Origin of the sequence: Aquimarina algiphila, assembly GCF_947494415.1 — a bacterium.
GTDB classification, from domain to species: domain Bacteria; phylum Bacteroidota; class Bacteroidia; order Flavobacteriales; family Flavobacteriaceae; genus Aquimarina; species Aquimarina algiphila.
On the sequence record NZ_CANLVC010000010.1, the window covers coordinates 577,671 to 596,692 of the forward strand.

Genomic DNA, 19,022 nt, shown 5'->3' on the forward strand with positions numbered 1-19,022 from the left:
AATGAGGAAATTAATTGCGTTGTTATGTATTACAGGATTCTTAATCTCCTGTGGAGGAAGTAAAAAAGTGACTTCTACAAGAACAGAAAGAACTGTTCCTAGACGTACTACTGTTACTAAGATTGAGCGAACTACAAAAGAGACCACTCCCAAAGAACCTTCTAGAGAAGAAAGAAAACCACTTCCAGCGGCATCATATAATGATAAAGTAAAGCGATATATCTTCGAATTTTCTGATATCGCAAAAAATGAAATGAAAACCTATGGAGTCCCGGCCAGTATTACTTTAGCACAAGGGATTTTAGAATCTGGAGCAGGACATGGTGAATTGACTCAAAAAGCAAAAAACCATTTCGGAATTAAGTGTCACGATTGGGAAGGAGATCGAGTATATCACGATGATGATCGTTCTCAGGAATGTTTTAGAAAATATGATCAGGCAAGTGATTCTTTTAGAGATCATTCTCTGTTTCTAAAAGACAGAAAACGATACTCAAAATTATTTACATTTAATCAAAAAGACTATAAATCCTGGGCAAGAGGTTTAAGAGAAGCAGGATATGCTACAGATAAAAAATATCCACAAAAACTTATCTCTATTATAGAACGTTATCATTTATATGAATATGATAATGATGTATTGGGTAGAACAAACCGTCGAAGAGAAAACAAAGCAGAAGCTGTTGTGGTAATGACACCTGCGCCAGTATCAACTCCAACCCCGAATCCAAGCGGAGGACATATTGTACGAAAAGGAGATACATTATACTCAATTTCTCGCAGATACAAGATTTCTGTGCAGGAGCTTAAGTCATATAATAATCTAGCAAGTAATAATATCAAAATCGGACAGATTCTTAAAATAACTGCCGAAGAAGAGGAAGAAGATTTCAACTAAACATGATATATAAAAGAAGCAGCGCATTATTTGCAGAAGCGCAAAAAGTGATTCCGGGAGGAGTAAATTCACCTGTACGAGCTTTTAAAGCTGTAGGAGGTGATCCAATATTTGTTAAAGAGGCTAAAGGTGCATATTTATATGATGAAGATGGTAATCGTTTAATAGACTATATAAATTCTTGGGGCCCAATGATTTTAGGGCATGCGCATCCTCGGGTTGTAGAAGCCGTTATTGATAAAGCAAAAAAAGGAACTAGTTTTGGAATGCCAACAGAGATCGAAACTCAGATAGCAGAGTTAGCGGTTGCAATGGTTCCTAATGTAGATAAGATACGATTTGTAAACTCTGGTACAGAGGCTTGTATGAGCGCAGTGCGACTAGCACGTGGGTATACTGGTAAAGACAAAATCATCAAATTTGCAGGATGTTATCATGGACATAGCGATTCCTTCCTGATTCAGGCAGGAAGTGGAGCTGTTACTTTTGGAAGTCCAAATAGCCCGGGTGTCACCAAAGGTACAGCACAAGATACATTATTAGCGAGATATAATGATCTCGATCATGTAGAGCATATTATTACTTCAAATAAAGGAGAGATTGCCTGTATTATCATTGAGCCTGTTGCAGGGAATATGGGATGTATTCCTCCTGTAAAAGGGTTTTTAGAAGGCCTTAGGGCACTTTGCAGTGCCCATGATATCCTTTTGATCTTTGATGAAGTTATGACTGGCTTTAGACTAGCAAAAGGAGGAGCACAAGAACTTCTTGGGATAGATGCAGATATTATCACTTTTGGGAAAGTAATAGGGGGAGGACTCCCTGTTGGAGCTTTCGCAGCTCGAGAAGAAATTATGAATTACCTCGCTCCGCTTGGACCCGTATATCAAGCAGGAACATTAAGTGGTAATCCACTAGCTATGGCAGCTGGTTTAGCTATGCTTACTGAATTAAATTCTAATTCTGAAATTTTTAAGAGCCTGGCGGATAAAACAGAATACCTTCATAAAGGTATTGCCAAGGAACTTAAAGCACATAATATAATACATACCATTAATAGATTGGGATCAATGATTTCGGTGCATTTTACAGAAGATGCCATCCTAGATTTTGAATCTGCAGCCCAAGGTAATAATGAAACATTTAAAAAATTCTTTCATAGGATGTTGGACAACGGAATCTATATCGCTCCAAGTGCTTTTGAAACATGGTTTATTACCGATGCACTTACCTATAAGGATTTGGATGAAACAATAGAAGCAGTTGGTAAGGTAGTAAAAACATTATAAAGAAATTAGTACAGGTATAAAACCTCTATACTAATCTTTGGTGTGATGTGTTTAGAGTCCTTAACGAAGTAGAGCAGAAATAACCTCTGGAGTAGCAATACTTTGAAATTGAATTCCTCCTGTTCCCTTAATTTTAATTTTTCTAAAATTAAGGTTTTCGTGATTTGAGTTTAGTTGAATACTCAAAATGTTTTCTCCCTTTTTTAAAGGGACCCGTGTGTAAAATACCTTGTTTGGTAAACTTTGCCAATTACGCGTATCCGCACCTTCTGTAAAGGCATTAAATATACCTAATAACGCACCTAAATCTTTGTTTTGATTTTTTACAATATATTCAGAAACTTTCTTTGTTCCTAGTCGTAAAGCGGTTTTTCCTATCTCTCGTAATGTTCGGTCTCGTAATGTTTTAAATGCAATTTCTTCATAATTCTGAGCTAGTTGAAATTGATAAGAAGTACTGTCAATATAAACTTCTGCACTGTGGTATAAAGAGGGTTGACTTACATACTTAGGGTAGGCAATATTAAATATATCTAAATCAGAAAAATCAGCATGATTGTCTCCTCCAGTAGGTATGGGTAGAGGTAGGTTTAAAGAAAGATCTTCATTTATAATGGTTAAAAAACCAATATCATTACCTGGTAAAATTGTAAATGTATAGTAGGTTTCTTCTTTATAAGGTGAAAGCCCATTTTCCCAAAATAGTATTGCTTCTCCTCCTTCAGGAATTTTTTGAGGAACGAATGTAATACCTAACAATTGCTCATAATGTTTTACCTGATCCATAAACCCAATGGCATTTGCTGTTCTTAGTAAATCTTTGCCAAGTTGATCAGGAATATGCACTCCAATATAGATCCCTTCATTTTCCAGATATAAATCAACAGCGTTACGATACGCGATAAATGCATTATTTATATCTCCAGACGCTTCATATAGTAAACCTTGTACTATATGAGAAAAAGCATCGTCTTTGTAACGATTTTTCTTTCCAGAAGGATATTTGTCATTTAATTTTTGTAGTTGTAGTCTAACCCGTTTGGCTTCTACGAGAGCATCATCATACTTGCCCAAAAAAGTATAGTTTAATGCTTTGTAATAGTGAATAGCTACTTTTTCTGAGTCTTCTCCTGTATAGGTTTCTTTTTCAGGATTTAGAACCACCCCTAATAATTGGTTGCCAATAGCTTTTTTATTAGATTCTATAATTAGATCAGCTTTATTAAATAATTCATTGCTTAGTTCATAGTCACCAGCCAAATAAGCTAATTTTCCTTTTTCGAATAGATATAAGAGTTGATTCCTGGGCTTTGCCAAAAATTTATTATTATCAATAATAGATAGTGCACCTTGCATATCTCCCTGTTGCACTTTTGCTTGAAAAAGCATACTCTTGGTATGATAGCTTCCACAATTGCAAAATGCTATTAGAAGAGCACATAGAATTGTTATGCGTAAGGTCTTTTTTATATTGATCATGGCAATTGTCAAACAAGCTTTCCTGGGAAAGCTTGTTACTTTTTTTGATTCAGAGATGAGAAATTATCAGTTTTTAACGAATTTTTTTATTTTTTTATCTCCTATCCATACTTTCTCGTTAGTTTCAAGATTTGTGAGTTCAAGATCAATCTGATAATACACAACTTTTTGATTTTTATGTGCGTCTACTATAGAATTGATATTACCCTGTAGCATATAATCTGCTCCCATCTCTAATCCAAATTTTTTGACTGTAGATAAAGATGAATTGTTTTGTTGTTCAGCACGTTCTGCTCTCAATTCTTCACGCATTTTACCACCTTGTACAACGCTAACTTTTTGTTGCTTAATGAATGCTTTTTCCATATCCTTAATAAAAGTTTCACTTTCTATATGTTCGTGGGATTTGTTACGAACCAAACCAACGATGACTACAGGCTTTTTACCTTTTTTCTGAATATGATCTGTTATCCAATTTGATGTAATTGCCTCGTCAGTTAGTTCTTCTGCCGCATAACGAGAATCTGTATCATTCCATCTACCACTAATATCAATTTGTGTATCAGGAGCTACTCGCGTAATCTTTCTTGCACATGAAAAGGTTAAAAATATTGACATTATTGCAACTATTGCTATTGTTGTTTTTTTCATTTTATGATGTTATTATATGTATTCTAAATTTTATTTTTTGTTATAAGATTACCACACAGTACATGCTCCCCAAAGTCCTAATGATAACCAAGTATTTCTGTAGTAAAATCTATCATAATACCCATAATCATAATATTGAGTGTTCTCAATACGTTTTAACTTTCTTTGGTGTCTCCAATATGCTCGTTGTGATCGATATTGCTTTTTTCTCGAACGTAATTCTCTTTTTTCCTCCAAGGGGTCAATGGCTTTATATGTTTGTTGTACAGTCGTTCCCTGCTGTAATATGTATTTATTATTATTGTTTATTACTTTATTCATAGCTATTTTGTAATTAGGGTTTTGACCTGTTACAAGAGGTGCTATTTCTTGTGCATGACTCATAAAGCCTAACATGATTAAAACGAGTATTAAATATTCCTTTTTCATATGTGTAAAAATTAATTTTTTTAAGTTTTGTCTCATTGATCACATCAAAAAATGTCGAATCAATGTTAGTATCTAATTCTAATGTATTGTAGAAATAAATGACAAATTAAAAACCAAAAGGTTGCTTCACATTAGAAAATATTTCCAAATGATTCTATGTATAAAAACAAATGAGAAATAGAATACCCTACTTTTTTATTGAATCTTTTTTGGATGAAGAGTAAAAACTATATATAGGGATAAATTTGTCTAATAAGGTTGATAGGACAAATAAAATTGGTTAAAGTATTTTATATGAGGTTTTGAAATTATGATGCCAGCCATATTCCTAAGGGAATAGCATCTCCGTTTGGGTATTTTACATCATATCCATCTGGATCGGTATCACTTTTTTGAATATATGGATATTTCTGTAGATATTCTTCACCGCCATAGTCAGTAAAATCCTCTCTTATAGGCAAGATAGCAATCTGATCTAGTTTTTTTTGAGTATTAGCATACCGTAGTTCCCATTTACAACGTTTTGAGTTGATTGCATTTTCGGTTGCCAGAAAAATAAATTTTGTATTCTGTTTTATTTTTTCTTCTGTTTCTTGTTGTATACGCTTGGCATGGATATCGCCGTTATCTTCTTCATTTTCTTCCTCGGTAATATGATCGGCATAAATGAGTACTCCAAATCCTTTTAAAAAATTAATTGCACTATCTAGTTCTTCTAGTTCATCATGCTTGTGAGAAAAAAATAGAGTGACTTTTAAAAACTTTGTTTCTTCTTTAAAAAGTTTCAGGCTTTCAATGATAGGTTTACTATATATCCTTGCAGCGTTTCTAAATTGTAACAACCCGTATTTAGGTAATATATTCATTAATTCTAGAGCATGATAGTGTGTGAACATTTAACGTATTACATATAGATTTTGTTGTAAGTAGTTTTGTTAAAAATGTCTTATAGTAATTCTTTTAGCTTTATATAAATTGATTTGAAATCGAACCTAAATTGTTTTTTCGATGCTTAAGTTTGTGTGCCAATGCGCAACCTTTTATTTGTTTTTTCATCTTATTCAAAAATAAACTTCAATCATGAAATCAAAGGGAAAAGGGATACAGGTTTTAATAATATTGTTTTTAACAATTTTAGTCGGATGCGGTAATGATGATAATTCATCATTGTCTCAGGAGCAGGATAATACTAACTTAAAAACAATGCTTGAAGAAATTACTAAAATAGCAGAAAGTGTTGACTGTACAAATCCAGATGATTGGTCTTTTACCTCAATAGGAAGTAAAGCTTGTGGTGGCCCGTCTGGATTTATAGCCTACTCTCTTACTATAGATACTGATGATTTTTTAAAGAAGGTTGAAACACATAAGACAGCAATGAAAGCATTTAATAAAAAATGGGGGATAGTGTCTGATTGTTTTGTTCCAGCAACCCCAATAGATGTTGAATGTGTTGATGGAAAAGCTGTACTTGTATTTCAATAATAGAGTTTTTCAAGGAGCTATTTTTTAGGGATGTATACTCGTACCCAATCTACATACATTGTATTTTGTGAAGGGTTTTTTAATTCCTCATCTGTAGCTATAATACCTTTGTCAGAGCGCCATTGGTGATCTTCGGTATCTAAAATCATAAGCAGGGATTGATTAAAACCAACACTTGGTGTACGAGGATCCTTGATGTTCATTTCACGAACTAATTTACCGTCAAGATAAAAATAAAAGGTAAATGGGTCTTTCCAGTAACAACCAAAACGATGGAAATCATCTTTTAACATAGGTCCTCCTTCTGCTTCAAAATGTTTTGGCTCTTTAGAAAGATCTTTAAAAGGTTCTCGTTGAAAAATATGATAATTTGTCCCCATGGTTTTACCTCCTTTAGGTTCGGCGCCATAAGTTTCATTAATATCAATTTCATTTACCTGATCTTTACTAATGTACCAAAAGTTAGAAGAAAGTTTAAGGCCGCTAATCTTCATACGAACTTCTGTGAAAATAGGATAAATTATTGGAGTTTTAGCACTTATAACTCCGCAATACACGTTGCCAGGGTCTTTTCTTTCAGCCTTTATTTCTAGATTTCCATTCTTGATTACACTATGATCAGAAGAAAAATAAGTCAAGCCAGGGCCTTTCCAATCATTAACATAACTGTCTTTCCAGATTTTGTAAAATTGAGCATTCTTTCCTTCATAATTAAAATCATCAGAATGTTGAGTGTCTAATATCCACTGATGAGCATTCTTCACATCTTCGGGAATTGGAGTTGTTTTCCAGTCTTGCGCTCTGCTATTGGTTAAAAAAAAGAGTACAGTCACGAGGCAAGTTATTATTTTTTTCATCTAGATGTATAAATAGTAATGTAATTTTTATGAATTGATAGCAAGCAATTATTCAGTTTTTATCGGTGAGCTTTAAAAGCACGGTGAAGTTCGATAATCATCATTTTGTATGGATAGCTCATGATTAATAGTGAAATTAAATTTTTTACCGTCTTTATTTCGGGTGTATTCAGCGTAGTCCCATAAACCTGCATGGGTTAATTTATAAACACCATTTTCTTTTCCATTATATAATTCGGTATAATATGTTCTTGTAGTGGGATAAGCTCCGCCTTTATCAAAATCTTCTTTTATATAGGACAAAGTCATAGATTCTTTTTGCCCTTTATATTGTACTTGTAATGCATTAGCATTTTCATCAAAGCTAATAGAAATGGCAAGGTCTGGATTATCGTCACTAGTATAGCATATAAAATGATGCACTATGCCGTTGCCTGTTTCATCTTTTGTTGATGCTGTGTTGGTATCCTCATTTTCTTGTAATACTGCATTATTATCTTGTTCTGTTAGAGAAGGAGGTTTCTTTGTTACATTCTCAGTATTCGAATCAACTTGGTTTTTATCATTAGACTTGCAGGAAATCAAAAAAATGGAAATAATAATTGACGATATGATGTAGGTTTTGTAGATCATTATGTGAATTTATTTTATAGCCTATAATTGTGGTTATGGTAACAAGATACTTTTATTCTAGAAATAGTCTTAAAAAATTGAATTAATGTTTGTGAAAAAAATACAAGAATTAGGTTTGAACATAATTCATACAGTTTGTCTTTAGATAGTTGTTTTTAAGTATTGAATTCTAGTTTTTGTTCATAGTTTTTGTATAGTAAGTTCTGAAAATTTTATCCCAAATAGTAGTGTAAAAACCAAAATTATACTTCGGATATTGATGATGGTTTTTATGAAAGATATTATTTCCAAATAACGATATTCTTTGATCAGAAGAGGTGTTTAAGTGTGATATCACACCTGCTATCCAGTTAAAAAATAGAAAAAATATGAAACTATATAAGTTAAGTGTAATAAACAGAGGAATTATGGTTAATATAAAACCAAAAAGAAGTGCTTCTGCAGGATGCATTACATATAAACTGATCTCATTAAAATTGTAATGTTCATGATGCTCTTTATGTATAAGAGAAAATGGTCGAACATAATGAGAAATGTAGTGGAATACATACATCATAAAGTCAACAATAAAGAATAGTAATAGGAAATCTCTTATAAAATTGATATCACTAAAAACAATCTTCGAATAGGTAAAAAGAATATATCCAGGTACAGCTACAATTGTGTTGATTATCATAATAAATACTGATAACCTAATGTCCTTTTTTGTTAGCGGTAATTTTTCATGACGATAGAACGAGGACCAACAATAACTTATCAAGACTGTACCCAAAAACATAATTACGTTAGAACCCAATAACAGTCCCCAAAAAAGAAAAGGATCTTGTAAAGCAATAATGATATCTGAAACAGATATAAGCATGATAAAAGTTTTACTACAATATAAAAAGTATGTGTTTGCTAAAGTAATTTTATTTTGAATAAGTAACATGTTTTTTTGATGTTGATGGAATATAGTTATTGCTATTTCACTGAAAACAGTGTGTTGTGAATAGTACTTTGGATCTAAATTTGTTTTGGGATATAATTATACTTGTCATCTGATCTTTATCAAAAAGAGGTGTGTATTTCTTTATTTAAGAAATGATATAGATCATTTGTGAGATAATAAGAAAAAAGGAAAAAGAAATAAAATACTCTTATGCAGGTATTGCTGCATATACTTATTTATGAAGAGAGCTATTGTAATACTATTGACTTTGGTATTTTACAGCTGTATGGATACTAAGGCGAAGGAAAACTCAGGAATGAACGTAAAATCACCTACTCAATTGACAGAAGAGTTTATTGTAGATTATAAAGAATGGAATGATCTTGCGTATATATTAAGTAATAGTGATGATGAAAGTGCTGATGAAAAGATTGAGAAGGCGTATCACGATTTAATTTTAAAATATTGTAGTCCTGATAAAAAATATCAAGGTATTGTTTATGGCAGCGAGGCGGATCATTGTGATGAACAAGAAAAAATTACGGAAGAAATAATTGATGATGAAGTAGCCATTGTCAAAACTACATTTAAAGACAGGGAGTTTGATTTTATGGAATATAATTATGAATATAGATATATAAAAACTGATTCAAAATGGATTTTGGATGAAGTGTATTTGGTGGATGAAGACGGAAAATATGAGGGGTTATAAAACCATGCCTAATATCTAATTCTCAATATCTTTTCAAAAGAATAGTCTCATGTCTACAGATGAAGTCTAAGAATAATCTTATTTAAAAATTGTAGCTTTATACTATGATTAAAGATGATTCCTTTGTTAAAGAAACAACAACAATAGTTTTCTTTGCACTTTTTCTATTTGGCTACTTAGGGTTTGGACAAAAACAATGGATTGTGTCTCCTACAGAACTTTACACGGCATATGATACCAATAAAAAAGCAATTGGAGTATTGCTCAGAGGAGCAGGAGTAGAAGTGTTGTCTGAAGAACAACAGCCATGGATTAAAGTAAAGGTCGATAATGGTATGATTGGTTTTGTAGATAGTGCATTGATAAAAGAAGGACTACATATAAGTGATTTATATTCTTTATCACCCCCGCCTGTCATAGAAAATGATGGACATTATGGTTCACCGCATATGTTTGTGCAAGTGGCATCATTAAGAATAAGAGAACTCCCTAATCCTGATGCTAAAATAGTGTCATATTTCACAATGGGAGAAGTAACAGGAATAGATTTTTACCCATATGATCCTAATGCATGGGTTAAGGTGAATAAAGGATTTGTACAGCAAAAATATCTTGGGGCAAGACCCAAATTAGAAAATTTATATCATCAATTTGATACTATACCTATTGCCAATATAAAAGGTAGAAAAAAAATTGCAGAGCGGCTGGTAGAATTTGCCTGGAACACATCGGGTTCTAAGGTTCCTGCATTAGAACGATTCCTGAGCGTGGCAGAACAATTCGGAGACAAAAAAAAGATTGAGTATACCAAATTACAAATACAAATTGCAAAAGGTTTAACTCAGACATTGGATTATAAAGAACTAGAAGCAATAGGTAGATCAGAAGAGACGTACATAAAAATTAATGGTATACAATTTCCGAATTACACAGAGGTTACATATTCTGAAATGCTTGAAGTATTAGGCAAACCTATAAAGATAATAGAAGAAGAAATTGATTGTTGCTATAGTGGTAATCTAAGGTATTATTATGATAGTGCTGAGTTTGTAGTGGATAAAAAAAAGAACTTAGCAGAAGTAGTCTGGATAGATTTTAAAGGAAAAGGAAATACTTTTGTCATTAATGGTACTTCGATTGACAAGGATACTACAGAAGAAGAATTTGTAAAGCTAGCTTCGCGATGGGTATATTATAATGGCAGATATCCTAATAAATATGATTTGCCATTTTTAGATTATTACAATATTATACTTTCTTTTAAGAACGGAAAAGCGGAAAAATTAAGCTTTATTGTTATTCCATAGTATATAGAGTTATGAAAAATTATCTTGAAATTATTCTATAAGATTTGTTATGTTCCTTGAAATACCATAACCGAATTTTCATAATCTCGATCCTTTATGATTTCAGATTTTATGCCGAAATAGATAACCGAGCTTCCACCAAATTTATTTAAATCAGTATTACTGTCATTGCAGTCAAGTTGAATTAAAATTTCAAATGTTTCGGCAAGTTGAAATATCTCTCCCTGTTTAGATAGATATGCTTCCATTGTTCTAATATTTAACTCATTTGATGCAAAATCATAACCTACACAACCTTGTACAGGTCTGTCTTCTCCAAGTAATTGATGATAGTTGTCTACCGATTGTCCACATATTTTATCTATAAAATCTGAAGTGCTCTGATGAAATGAATTAAAATTGCCATACTTTTTGCTTAAATTATGAAGTTTAGAACTTTTAAGATCAGGTAGTGTAAAGTATTCAAAAAACTCTATTGATGCAGATTTGAATCTTCCTTCTTCAAAAAAAGTATCAGGAAATTCTGTTCGTCTAAGATTTTTCTGATCTCTAATGTAAATAACTTTATAACTTCCTTTTTTATTTAAGAAACCTGGCCATTCTTTATCGATATAGACAAAAATATATAACATCCCTTCATTAGGTAATTTATCTTCTGAATCAAATATTGTCAAATCTTTACAATTGTATTGAGCACAAAAGGCTAGAGGTTCATTGTTATACGTTGGCCAATCAAACTTTTCTGGCAAATCGGGTTTTCCGCCAATCTTTGATTCTCCGATTGTTATATTTTTATCTATTTCCGATTTAGTTTTGACTCCGATTGCAGGTTTAATTAAACTAATTATTTTTTGTTGGTCAATAGCTTCTATAGAATAAGAGCTAGAGATATTATCTTTTATTTTATCAATATTACTTTGGGCACCACAAGAAATCGAAAAACAAATCGATAATATTATAATAGGTTTACTCATTTTTTAGGTTTATAGGTAAATTGGTGTATTGTTTTGAAGATTGTAAATCTAAATTTTCAAGATAAGTTTTTATTTCTCATTTCAATTAAATGATTGGTTATTATTTATGATACCAGAATACGATCCTAGTTTCATTTTTTTTGCAATCAGTTATTTTTTTAATTATAGCTATAATTTTGTGATCATCTAGATAATTCTAATGAGAATAGAGAGGAGAATGTAATTTGAAAGATTGTGAATATCTATTATTCATATTTATAGAAATCCCTTTTTTTAAAATTTATATTTGGCACCCTAAAAAAGAAAAATATGAGTGCAACTTGGTATGAATGTAAAGTAAAGTATAGAAAGATAAATGAATCTGGAGTGCAGAAAATGGTCACTGAACCTTATTTGGTCGATGCTATCTCCTATACAGAAGCAGAAACCAGAATTAACGAAGAAATGTCTGCATATGTTAGTGAAGAGTTTAAAATCATGAATATAAAAGTGGCCAATTTTGCAGAGATTCACCCATTTGAAAATTCTGATCGTTGGTTTAAATCTAAAGTTTCTTTAATCGCTTATGATGAAGAGAGTGGCAAAGAAAGGAAATCAAATATGTATTTGTTGATACAGGCAAATGATGTAAAGGAAGCATTTGATAATACAAATACTGCAATGAAAGATACTATGGGGGATTATACAATACCTGCAATTGCAGAATCTCCTATTATGGATGTTTTTCCGTATTTTTCGGGTGAAGAAGGAGAATTGTCACAGGTAGAACGTTTCAAGACTATAAAAGACTCCGGTGCTCCTGCAGAAGAAATAGTAGAGGAAGAGAAACCTGTAGCAGAAGAAACACTAACAGAAGAAATTGTAAAAGAAACTGAAGAAGAAGTATTACAGGAGGAGGAGACCGAAGAGGAAGGAATGCCAATAGATGAGTCGCCCGAAAAGGAATATAAGTTCTAAAAAAATAAAAGAATTGAACATATAAAAAAACCGCCAAGTTTAGTTTTACTTGGCGGTTTTTAAGTTGAGGGTGAGTGTTAAAAATGATTATTGTTTTAAGAGTCTTATTTTATTTTTTCCTGCAATCGAAATGATATAAACTCCCGAAGGCAAGGCAGACATCTCAATTGATTCTCGTTCTGAACTTGCATGTATATTAAGAACTTCTTTTCCTAAAGAACTATATACTTGAATATGATCTCCTTTTTTAAGACCATTTATAGTCGTAATATCTATAGAAGGATTAGGGTAAACGGTTATCGAATTTTCTATAGTCTCTTCGCTATTAATACTAAATGATCTTGCATTAGCATTCCCCATTAACCAATTAAAGATATTAAGAGCATATTTTTTATTATCAAATCGATTAATATTAGTTCCCGCTCCATTTTGATTAAAGAAAGTGTTTCTGTCATAATGTCCAACAACTCTTCCGTTTCCTGCCGAAGCAACAACTAGGACAGCGTCTTTATTTCCTGATCCTCTTGATGTTCCCTGACAATTACCTCCTGTACGATTATTCTGCCTAAGATTACCTTTTACTTTTACTAATCGTTGAACTGTTACTCCCGCAGGTATAGTATTTTCAACTGTAAAAGGAGAAACTCCTTCTCCGTCAAAAACATTAACTCCATTAAGAATAGGATGACTACCATTTACAAAATCTCCACTCGTTCTCCTTAGAGCATATGTTCCTTGATCTTGATTAACGATGATCCCATATCGAGAAAGAAAGTTTTGATCAGAATTAGGAGCATCACACCAGGAAGAACCAAAATTTGCATCACTAATAGTAAGAAGCCCTCCACCGTTCCGTACCCAGTTATCTATAGCATTCACTTGGGTATTGTTATAAAAAGCATTGTTAGAGCCTAATACTATGATATCGTATTGTGCTAGGTTCATATTAGCAAAATTTACCGCAGCATTTCCTCCGCCACCTTCGGTAACTTGAGTTAGAGTATATCCATTGTTACGTAATACTTCTGCAAAAGTACCCCAGCCATGGTTACCGTTAAAAGTTTGGAAGTTAGTGATATCGGCTAATTGTTCATTAGAACCTCCTTCTAGAAAGCCTCCGCTTCCATTTCCTCCTCTAACAAATAGTACATTTTTTCTACTTGGATTTGGACCTGGATTATTAGCCGAAAGAGTTATATTGTTCTTAGAGCATGATTTGATGTTTTGTTGCCACCCTGCACCAACTGGTCTAACACTAGCTTTTAATAAGTAATTAGAACCTGCTGCTGGAGCATTATTTAAGTTGATGGTTACTGTAGTAGTCCCTGAACCTACACCAACAGTTTTCCTACCTTGTCCTAACCATCCAGAATTCCATAATTCTATTACCACATCTCTATTTTGATCGGCACTATACTTAACAGGAACCTCAATAGAAGTACCCGTATTTAATGAAGAAGGTAAACTACTACAATCTATAGATACGATAACTGGATCAGGATCTGGAGTAGTAGTCGAAAGTGTGATATTGTTTTTAGAACATGATTTGATGTTTTGTTGCCATCCTGCACCTACTGGTCTAACACTAGCTTTCAATAAATAATTAGAACCTGTTGCCGGAGCATTATTTAGGTTAATAGTTACTATAGTTGTTCCTGAGCCTGCCTCTACAGTCTTCCTACCTTGTCCTAACCACCCAGAGTTCCATAATTCTACCACCACATCTCTATTTTGATCAGCAGTATAGGTAACAGGAACCTCAATAGAAGTACCTGTGGTTAAAGAAGAAGGTAAACTATTACAATCTACAGATACCGCACTAGGATCCTGATTGGGGTTTGGATCTGATGAAGGATTATATGTAATCGTTAATACTGGTTTACCATTTTGACTTTCATCTGAAGCAAAACTTACATCATTACCCCCAGTTTGAGTGACTACAAGTGTTAAGAAGTTACCGTTTAGAACAACGTTACTTAATGCGAAATTTTGTGTTTGATTTAAGCTATAGGTTTTGTTTAAACTACCTAATAATAAGCCAACTCCAGGAGCATTAGAAGTGCTTAGGTTATTTTCGGTCCAGGTATTACTATTACCAGCATTAACATTAATATTACCACTACCAGCGTCATTGCTGACCGTCAATTTTAGGTTTGCATCAGTAATAGTACCCTTAATGTCTGAGACATTAAATTTAAGGTAGGAAACTCTTCTTCCATTTTCTGTTCGTAAAGAAGTAGTGTTAAATCGAGTGCTTCCTTGTAAATAAGCATCATCAATAGCTGATAATGAAACTGTTTGTGGATTAGTAGGGTTAGGATCAGGGTCAGGATCTGGTGTTACAACCGAAAGTGTTACATCATTTTTAGAACACGCTTTAATGTTCTGTTGCCATGTTCCTCCAACCGGTCTAACACTAGCTTTCAGTACATAATTAGTGCCTGAAGCAGGGGCGTTATTTAAGTTGATTGTAACTGTTGTAGTGCCAGATCCTGCACTAACGGTCTTTTTACCTTGTCCTAACCATCCAGAATTCCATAACTCTACGACTACATCTCTATTTTGATCGGAGGTATACTTAACGGGTACCTCAATAGAAGTACTTGTAGTTAAAGAAGAAGGTAAACTATTACAATCTATAGATACTGTATTAGGAGTTGGATCAGGGTCTGGATTACCACAGTTAGAATTACAATCTACTAATTTGTACGATCTTACCCAATCGTAAAAGGTGGTTCTGTTAGCTTGAGAATCATTCATTCCATCTTTTCCTGCTTTTGGAGGATTCCAATCATAAGTTTCCACGACCATTCGTAAATACATCCCAAGATTAAAATTGGCAACCGGAGTTATCTGATGAACTAATTTACCATCTAGATAAAATAAAAGCTCTTTTGGACCTTTCCACCAAACACCATAGGTATGATAATCTGCATAAGCAGGTTCGCCAATATCCGATTTAGCACCTTTAATACCAACAGGGGTACTATTACAAGTAGTCCCTCTACTATGAGTATTGGAATTGATGGTGACAATATTTCTATTAATCCAGGATTGCCCTCCAGTATTAAGACCTACATTTTCGGTAACATCAAGTTCAGTTGTTCTTACATCACAACCTGTATGTTCATTTCTTTTGTTAAATAACCAAAACGTTGAAGACATAAAAGTTTTGTTTGCTTTCATTCGGGCTTCATAGTACCCATAAGTGTTTTTGGTTTTAGATCTTACCAGACCTCCGTTATGTGTCCATCCATTAGAAGGACTTGATTTTTTTGAGGCAGTAACCTGCAGATTTCCGTTTCCTACTTTTACAGAAGATTTTTCGAATCTGGCGGGCCGTCTTCCTTGCCATTGAGGATCTTGATCATCCCATTTAGTAGTGTTAAGTGAATTGCCATTAAATTCATCAGACATGGCTTCAATTTTTTCCCACTTTTTTCCATTAGGAGGAGCGGGCTGTGCGAATGACTTTTGAAATACAAGGCAGAATAGCAATGTACATAAAAGATAAGTGAATTTTTTCATGATTAGTGTTTGTGTTTGTTGTTGACTTGAGTTTAGGTTTTAGTTGAATTAAAATTCATAAATGAACCATAAAATTAGTCACGACCAATAGAATTCTATAAATGAGTTTAGTATTCGTAGGATATAAAAAGTATTCGTAGTGATTGGGTTAGAATTCGAAATAAAATAAAATGTATTATTTACAATTAAAAGAAGTGTTTGTGATTGTTTTTTATTTGATTTACAAGGGGTTGTGGTTTATTGGTAAGGTAAAACCTTCCTTTGTAAGTAGAAAATATTGTAAACTATCAGGAAATTTTAGTTAATAAGAAAGAAGAGGGTATTAATAAAAAAAGAAAACCTCCTATTTGAAATATCAAATAAGAGGTTTAACACTATATATAACCGAGATTTTATTTTTTAGGATCCAAAATTGTTGTGATACGTTCTACAATATCTTGCAAATGATATCTTGTCATTGTGTTGGAACTTCTACCGATAGCATTTCTAACATTTCTACGTAGCGTGTTTAGTTCTGCACGTACAACTGCTCTAATGTCACTCTGTGATGCATTGACATTGGTGCGTTTTACAAAACGTCTGATATTCTCAGGAATTTTAGGTTGTTCTTTTGTCATTAAAAACTCCATTCTATCTATATATGCTCGCTGTAGATTGCGACGATATACATCAATAGTTCTACCATTACGTAGCTCTGTCCATAATCCCGTTCGTAGTTCGGTCATCATATCCAGTAGGGTATAAGCTTCTCTATTATTTAAGGCTTCATTCTCGATTAATCGAGCCATTCTACCATGATCTAATAGGTTGTTTAAAGTTCTCACCTGGAAATTACGAATACGCTCGACATTACCAGCAGATTCAATTTTATCAAAGATATTTTTATCTAGTAACCAACTTGGAGTAGTAAAGAGTTGCTCATGTAAAAATTTCATAGCACGTTTCTGATTTGTTTTTGTTACATGAGAATATACAGCACCTTCTTGATCATAAGTTTTGAAATACTCATAGACTCCTCCAATATTAGAAGATACATGTCCCATATAACGATTGTACTGCCCTAATACTTGTCTGTACATGGTGCCAAGATCATCATAGTTTTTACCATCTTCTGCGGTCCATTTGATAAGATTAGGAACAATGCGTTTTAAATTTTTGATTCCATAAGTACTTGCGTTTACAGCATCGTCACCAAGATCTTCAGTTTGTGAACTTGGATCAATTACACCAAATTGCTGTCTTCCAAATCGATACATTGGATCGTTTTGATGTTTGAGGATCCAGCTGTCTAGTGTTTTCTTTTCTCCTTCTGCAGTTTGATCATGTATTGGTCTGTACCCCCATCGTATGGCATGTTTATCATATATTCCGATATTTGGCATTAAAGCCACATCACCATCTCCTGGTTGTGCTACATAGTTAAAACGAGCATAGTCCATAATAGAAGGTGCAGTACCATACTTCTTGGTGAATTCAGGATTTCTTAAGGATTCCACGGGATAAGCTACACTACTACCCATATTATGAGGTAATCCCAAAGTATGACCCACTTCATGAGCAGATACAAATCGAATTAATCTCCCCATCACTTCATCCTTAAAAGCGACATCTTGCGCTTCTGGATTAATTGCAGCGGTTTGTACAAAAAACCAATTACGTAATAAGCTCATCACATTGTGATACCAATTAATATCACTTTCTAGTATTTCACCAGATCTTGGATCACTTACATGCGGCCCATTTGCATTTGGAATAGGAGAAGCGAGATAACGCACAACAGAATAGCGCACATCTTCCGGACTCCAATCAGGATCTTCTTCTTCTGTAGGAGGATCTTTGGCGATAATTGCATCTTTAAACCCAGCTTCTTCAAAAGCTATTTGCCAGTCTTCGATCCCCTGTTTGATATACGTTCTCCATTTTTTTGGTGTAGCACGGTCAATATAATATACGATTTGTTTTTTCGGAACTACCAATTCTCCGCGTTTAAACTTATCCATATCTTCATCACGCACCTCAAGCCTCCATCGATCCAGATAGCGCAACGTCTTACTTTCTTGTGCTTCTAACCCATAATCTACTTGTCCACGAGCAAACCATCCTACACGCTGATCAAAATATCTACGCTTCATAGGGGTTTTGGGTAGTAGAATCATAGAATTACTCATTTCTAAAGAGATAGAACCTGTACTTGTATTAGATGGCGGGTTAGCGGCATTATATGTTTTTACATGACGTGCCTCTATATTTAATGGGTAACTTCTAAGCGTATCAATATATGATCTGCTATCATCTAATTTTGAGATTTTAAATTGTTTGCGTCGACTGTCAGGAAGTCCAAGAGCTTTTACATCTTTTTTGTATAGATTAGTGACATCGATAACGGTAGCATTTTTTGATGTATCCAAAGAATCTTTATGAAAGGCCTTAATCGGGAAAGCATATAATACAGGTTCGAAATTAGAATTCTCAACGGCTTCATGAATCGGCAAAGAGTCAGAAGCAAAGATTTGATGAGAAACTACTCTTAATAATATTTGCTTATTTTTTCGTTGCCATCGTAATACCTGTGTATTTTGTTTTCCACCACCAAATCCAATTCCGGTAGCTGTTTTGGCAATACGAGTGACCATAAGCATCTCCCGGTTTAGCAAAGAATCAGGAATTTCATAATAGTATTTATCATCTAAACTATGTACAGCAAATAGACCTTCATCGGTCTTAGCTTTTTTGGTAATGACCTCATTATAAGGTTTAATAGATTCTTTGCTTTTAGAGGGCTTTTTGGTTTCGGTAGAAGCCGTTTTTCCTTTTTGAGGTTGAAGAACAGAACAACCTGTAGTAATAACAGCTACTATACAAAATAGTAGCCTGAGTGTATTTTTGCGCATT

16 protein-coding genes are annotated in these 19,022 nt (G+C 33.5%); 6 read left to right on the top strand and 10 right to left on the bottom strand.

Features of this window, described 5'->3' with window-relative positions:
• The first annotated feature begins 1 nt into the window (after position 1).
• Both PQF96_RS26070 and hemL read left to right on the top strand, forming a co-directional pair.
• Entirely contained in the window at positions 2-898 is an 897-nt protein-coding gene (locus PQF96_RS26070; RefSeq protein WP_271769804.1) for a glucosaminidase domain-containing protein, read from the top strand.
• A 2-nt stretch (positions 899-900) separates the two neighbouring features.
• Complete coding sequence (hemL, locus tag PQF96_RS26075; RefSeq protein ID WP_271769807.1) at positions 901-2,187, top strand: glutamate-1-semialdehyde 2,1-aminomutase; 1,287 nt, start codon at positions 901-903, stop codon at positions 2,185-2,187.
• Positions 2,188-2,247: 60 nt separating this feature from the next.
• On the opposite strand, the gene PQF96_RS26080 is transcribed toward hemL, so the two are convergent.
• The 4 genes from PQF96_RS26080 to PQF96_RS26095 form a co-directional block, all read right to left on the bottom strand.
• Entirely contained in the window at positions 2,248-3,576 is a 1,329-nt protein-coding gene (locus tag PQF96_RS26080; protein ID WP_271769811.1) for a COG3014 family protein, read from the bottom strand.
• Between the two features lie 156 nt (positions 3,577-3,732).
• Complete coding sequence (locus tag PQF96_RS26085) at positions 3,733-4,317, bottom strand: penicillin-binding protein activator LpoB (RefSeq protein ID WP_109433826.1); 585 nt, start codon at positions 4,315-4,317, stop codon at positions 3,733-3,735.
• 48 nt (positions 4,318-4,365) lie between these two features.
• Positions 4,366-4,746 (bottom strand): hypothetical protein, encoded by a 381-nt coding sequence (locus PQF96_RS26090; RefSeq protein ID WP_271769813.1) that lies wholly within the window; start codon positions 4,744-4,746, stop codon positions 4,366-4,368.
• A gap of 308 nt (positions 4,747-5,054) precedes the next feature.
• Positions 5,055-5,612 (bottom strand): TIR domain-containing protein, encoded by a 558-nt coding sequence (locus tag PQF96_RS26095; RefSeq protein WP_271769815.1) that lies wholly within the window; start codon positions 5,610-5,612, stop codon positions 5,055-5,057.
• A gap of 214 nt (positions 5,613-5,826) precedes the next feature.
• Between PQF96_RS26095 and PQF96_RS26100 the strand changes: the two genes are divergently transcribed.
• Positions 5,827-6,231: a hypothetical protein gene (locus PQF96_RS26100; protein ID WP_271769817.1), complete on the top strand. Its 405-nt coding sequence runs from the start codon at positions 5,827-5,829 to the stop codon at positions 6,229-6,231.
• A gap of 17 nt (positions 6,232-6,248) precedes the next feature.
• Here the strand turns inward: PQF96_RS26100 and PQF96_RS26105 are convergent, their stop codons facing one another.
• The 3 genes from PQF96_RS26105 to PQF96_RS26115 form a co-directional block, all read right to left on the bottom strand.
• Positions 6,249-7,088 carry a LamG domain-containing protein gene (locus PQF96_RS26105; RefSeq protein WP_271769819.1) on the bottom strand — a complete coding sequence of 280 codons (840 nt, stop codon included), beginning with the start codon at positions 7,086-7,088 and terminating at the stop codon, positions 6,249-6,251.
• 72 nt (positions 7,089-7,160) lie between these two features.
• Positions 7,161-7,721, bottom strand: a complete 561-nt coding sequence (locus PQF96_RS26110) for a hypothetical protein (protein WP_271769821.1) — start codon at positions 7,719-7,721, stop codon at positions 7,161-7,163.
• Between the two features lie 169 nt (positions 7,722-7,890).
• Positions 7,891-8,583: a sterol desaturase family protein gene (locus PQF96_RS26115; protein WP_271769823.1), complete on the bottom strand. Its 693-nt coding sequence runs from the start codon at positions 8,581-8,583 to the stop codon at positions 7,891-7,893.
• A 307-nt stretch (positions 8,584-8,890) separates the two neighbouring features.
• On the opposite strand from PQF96_RS26115, the gene PQF96_RS26120 reads away from it, so the two are divergent.
• Together PQF96_RS26120 and PQF96_RS26125 are read left to right on the top strand one after the other, a co-directional pair.
• Positions 8,891-9,364, top strand: a complete 474-nt coding sequence (locus tag PQF96_RS26120) for a hypothetical protein (protein ID WP_271769825.1) — start codon at positions 8,891-8,893, stop codon at positions 9,362-9,364.
• A gap of 104 nt (positions 9,365-9,468) precedes the next feature.
• Positions 9,469-10,671, top strand: a complete 1,203-nt coding sequence (locus PQF96_RS26125; protein WP_271769827.1) for an SH3 domain-containing protein — start codon at positions 9,469-9,471, stop codon at positions 10,669-10,671.
• A 47-nt stretch (positions 10,672-10,718) separates the two neighbouring features.
• Here PQF96_RS26125 and PQF96_RS26130 read toward each other — a convergent pair whose 3' ends face one another.
• The gene (locus tag PQF96_RS26130; RefSeq protein WP_271769830.1) at positions 10,719-11,645 is read right to left on the bottom strand and encodes a DUF1963 domain-containing protein; all 927 of its coding nucleotides are present in this window, start codon (positions 11,643-11,645) and stop codon (positions 10,719-10,721) included.
• A 309-nt stretch (positions 11,646-11,954) separates the two neighbouring features.
• Between PQF96_RS26130 and PQF96_RS26135 the strand changes: the two genes are divergently transcribed.
• The gene (locus PQF96_RS26135) at positions 11,955-12,602 is read left to right on the top strand and encodes a DUF4494 domain-containing protein (protein ID WP_271769832.1); all 648 of its coding nucleotides are present in this window, start codon (positions 11,955-11,957) and stop codon (positions 12,600-12,602) included.
• Positions 12,603-12,689: 87 nt separating this feature from the next.
• Here PQF96_RS26135 and PQF96_RS26140 read toward each other — a convergent pair whose 3' ends face one another.
• On the bottom strand, positions 12,690-16,130 hold the full coding sequence (locus PQF96_RS26140) for a family 16 glycosylhydrolase (RefSeq protein WP_271769835.1): 3,441 nt from the start codon (positions 16,128-16,130) through the stop codon (positions 12,690-12,692).
• A 392-nt stretch (positions 16,131-16,522) separates the two neighbouring features.
• A complete protein-coding gene (locus PQF96_RS26145; RefSeq protein WP_271769837.1) occupies positions 16,523-19,021 on the bottom strand; it encodes a zinc-dependent metalloprotease in 2,499 nt (832 codons plus the stop codon).
• Position 19,022 lies beyond the last annotated feature (1 nt).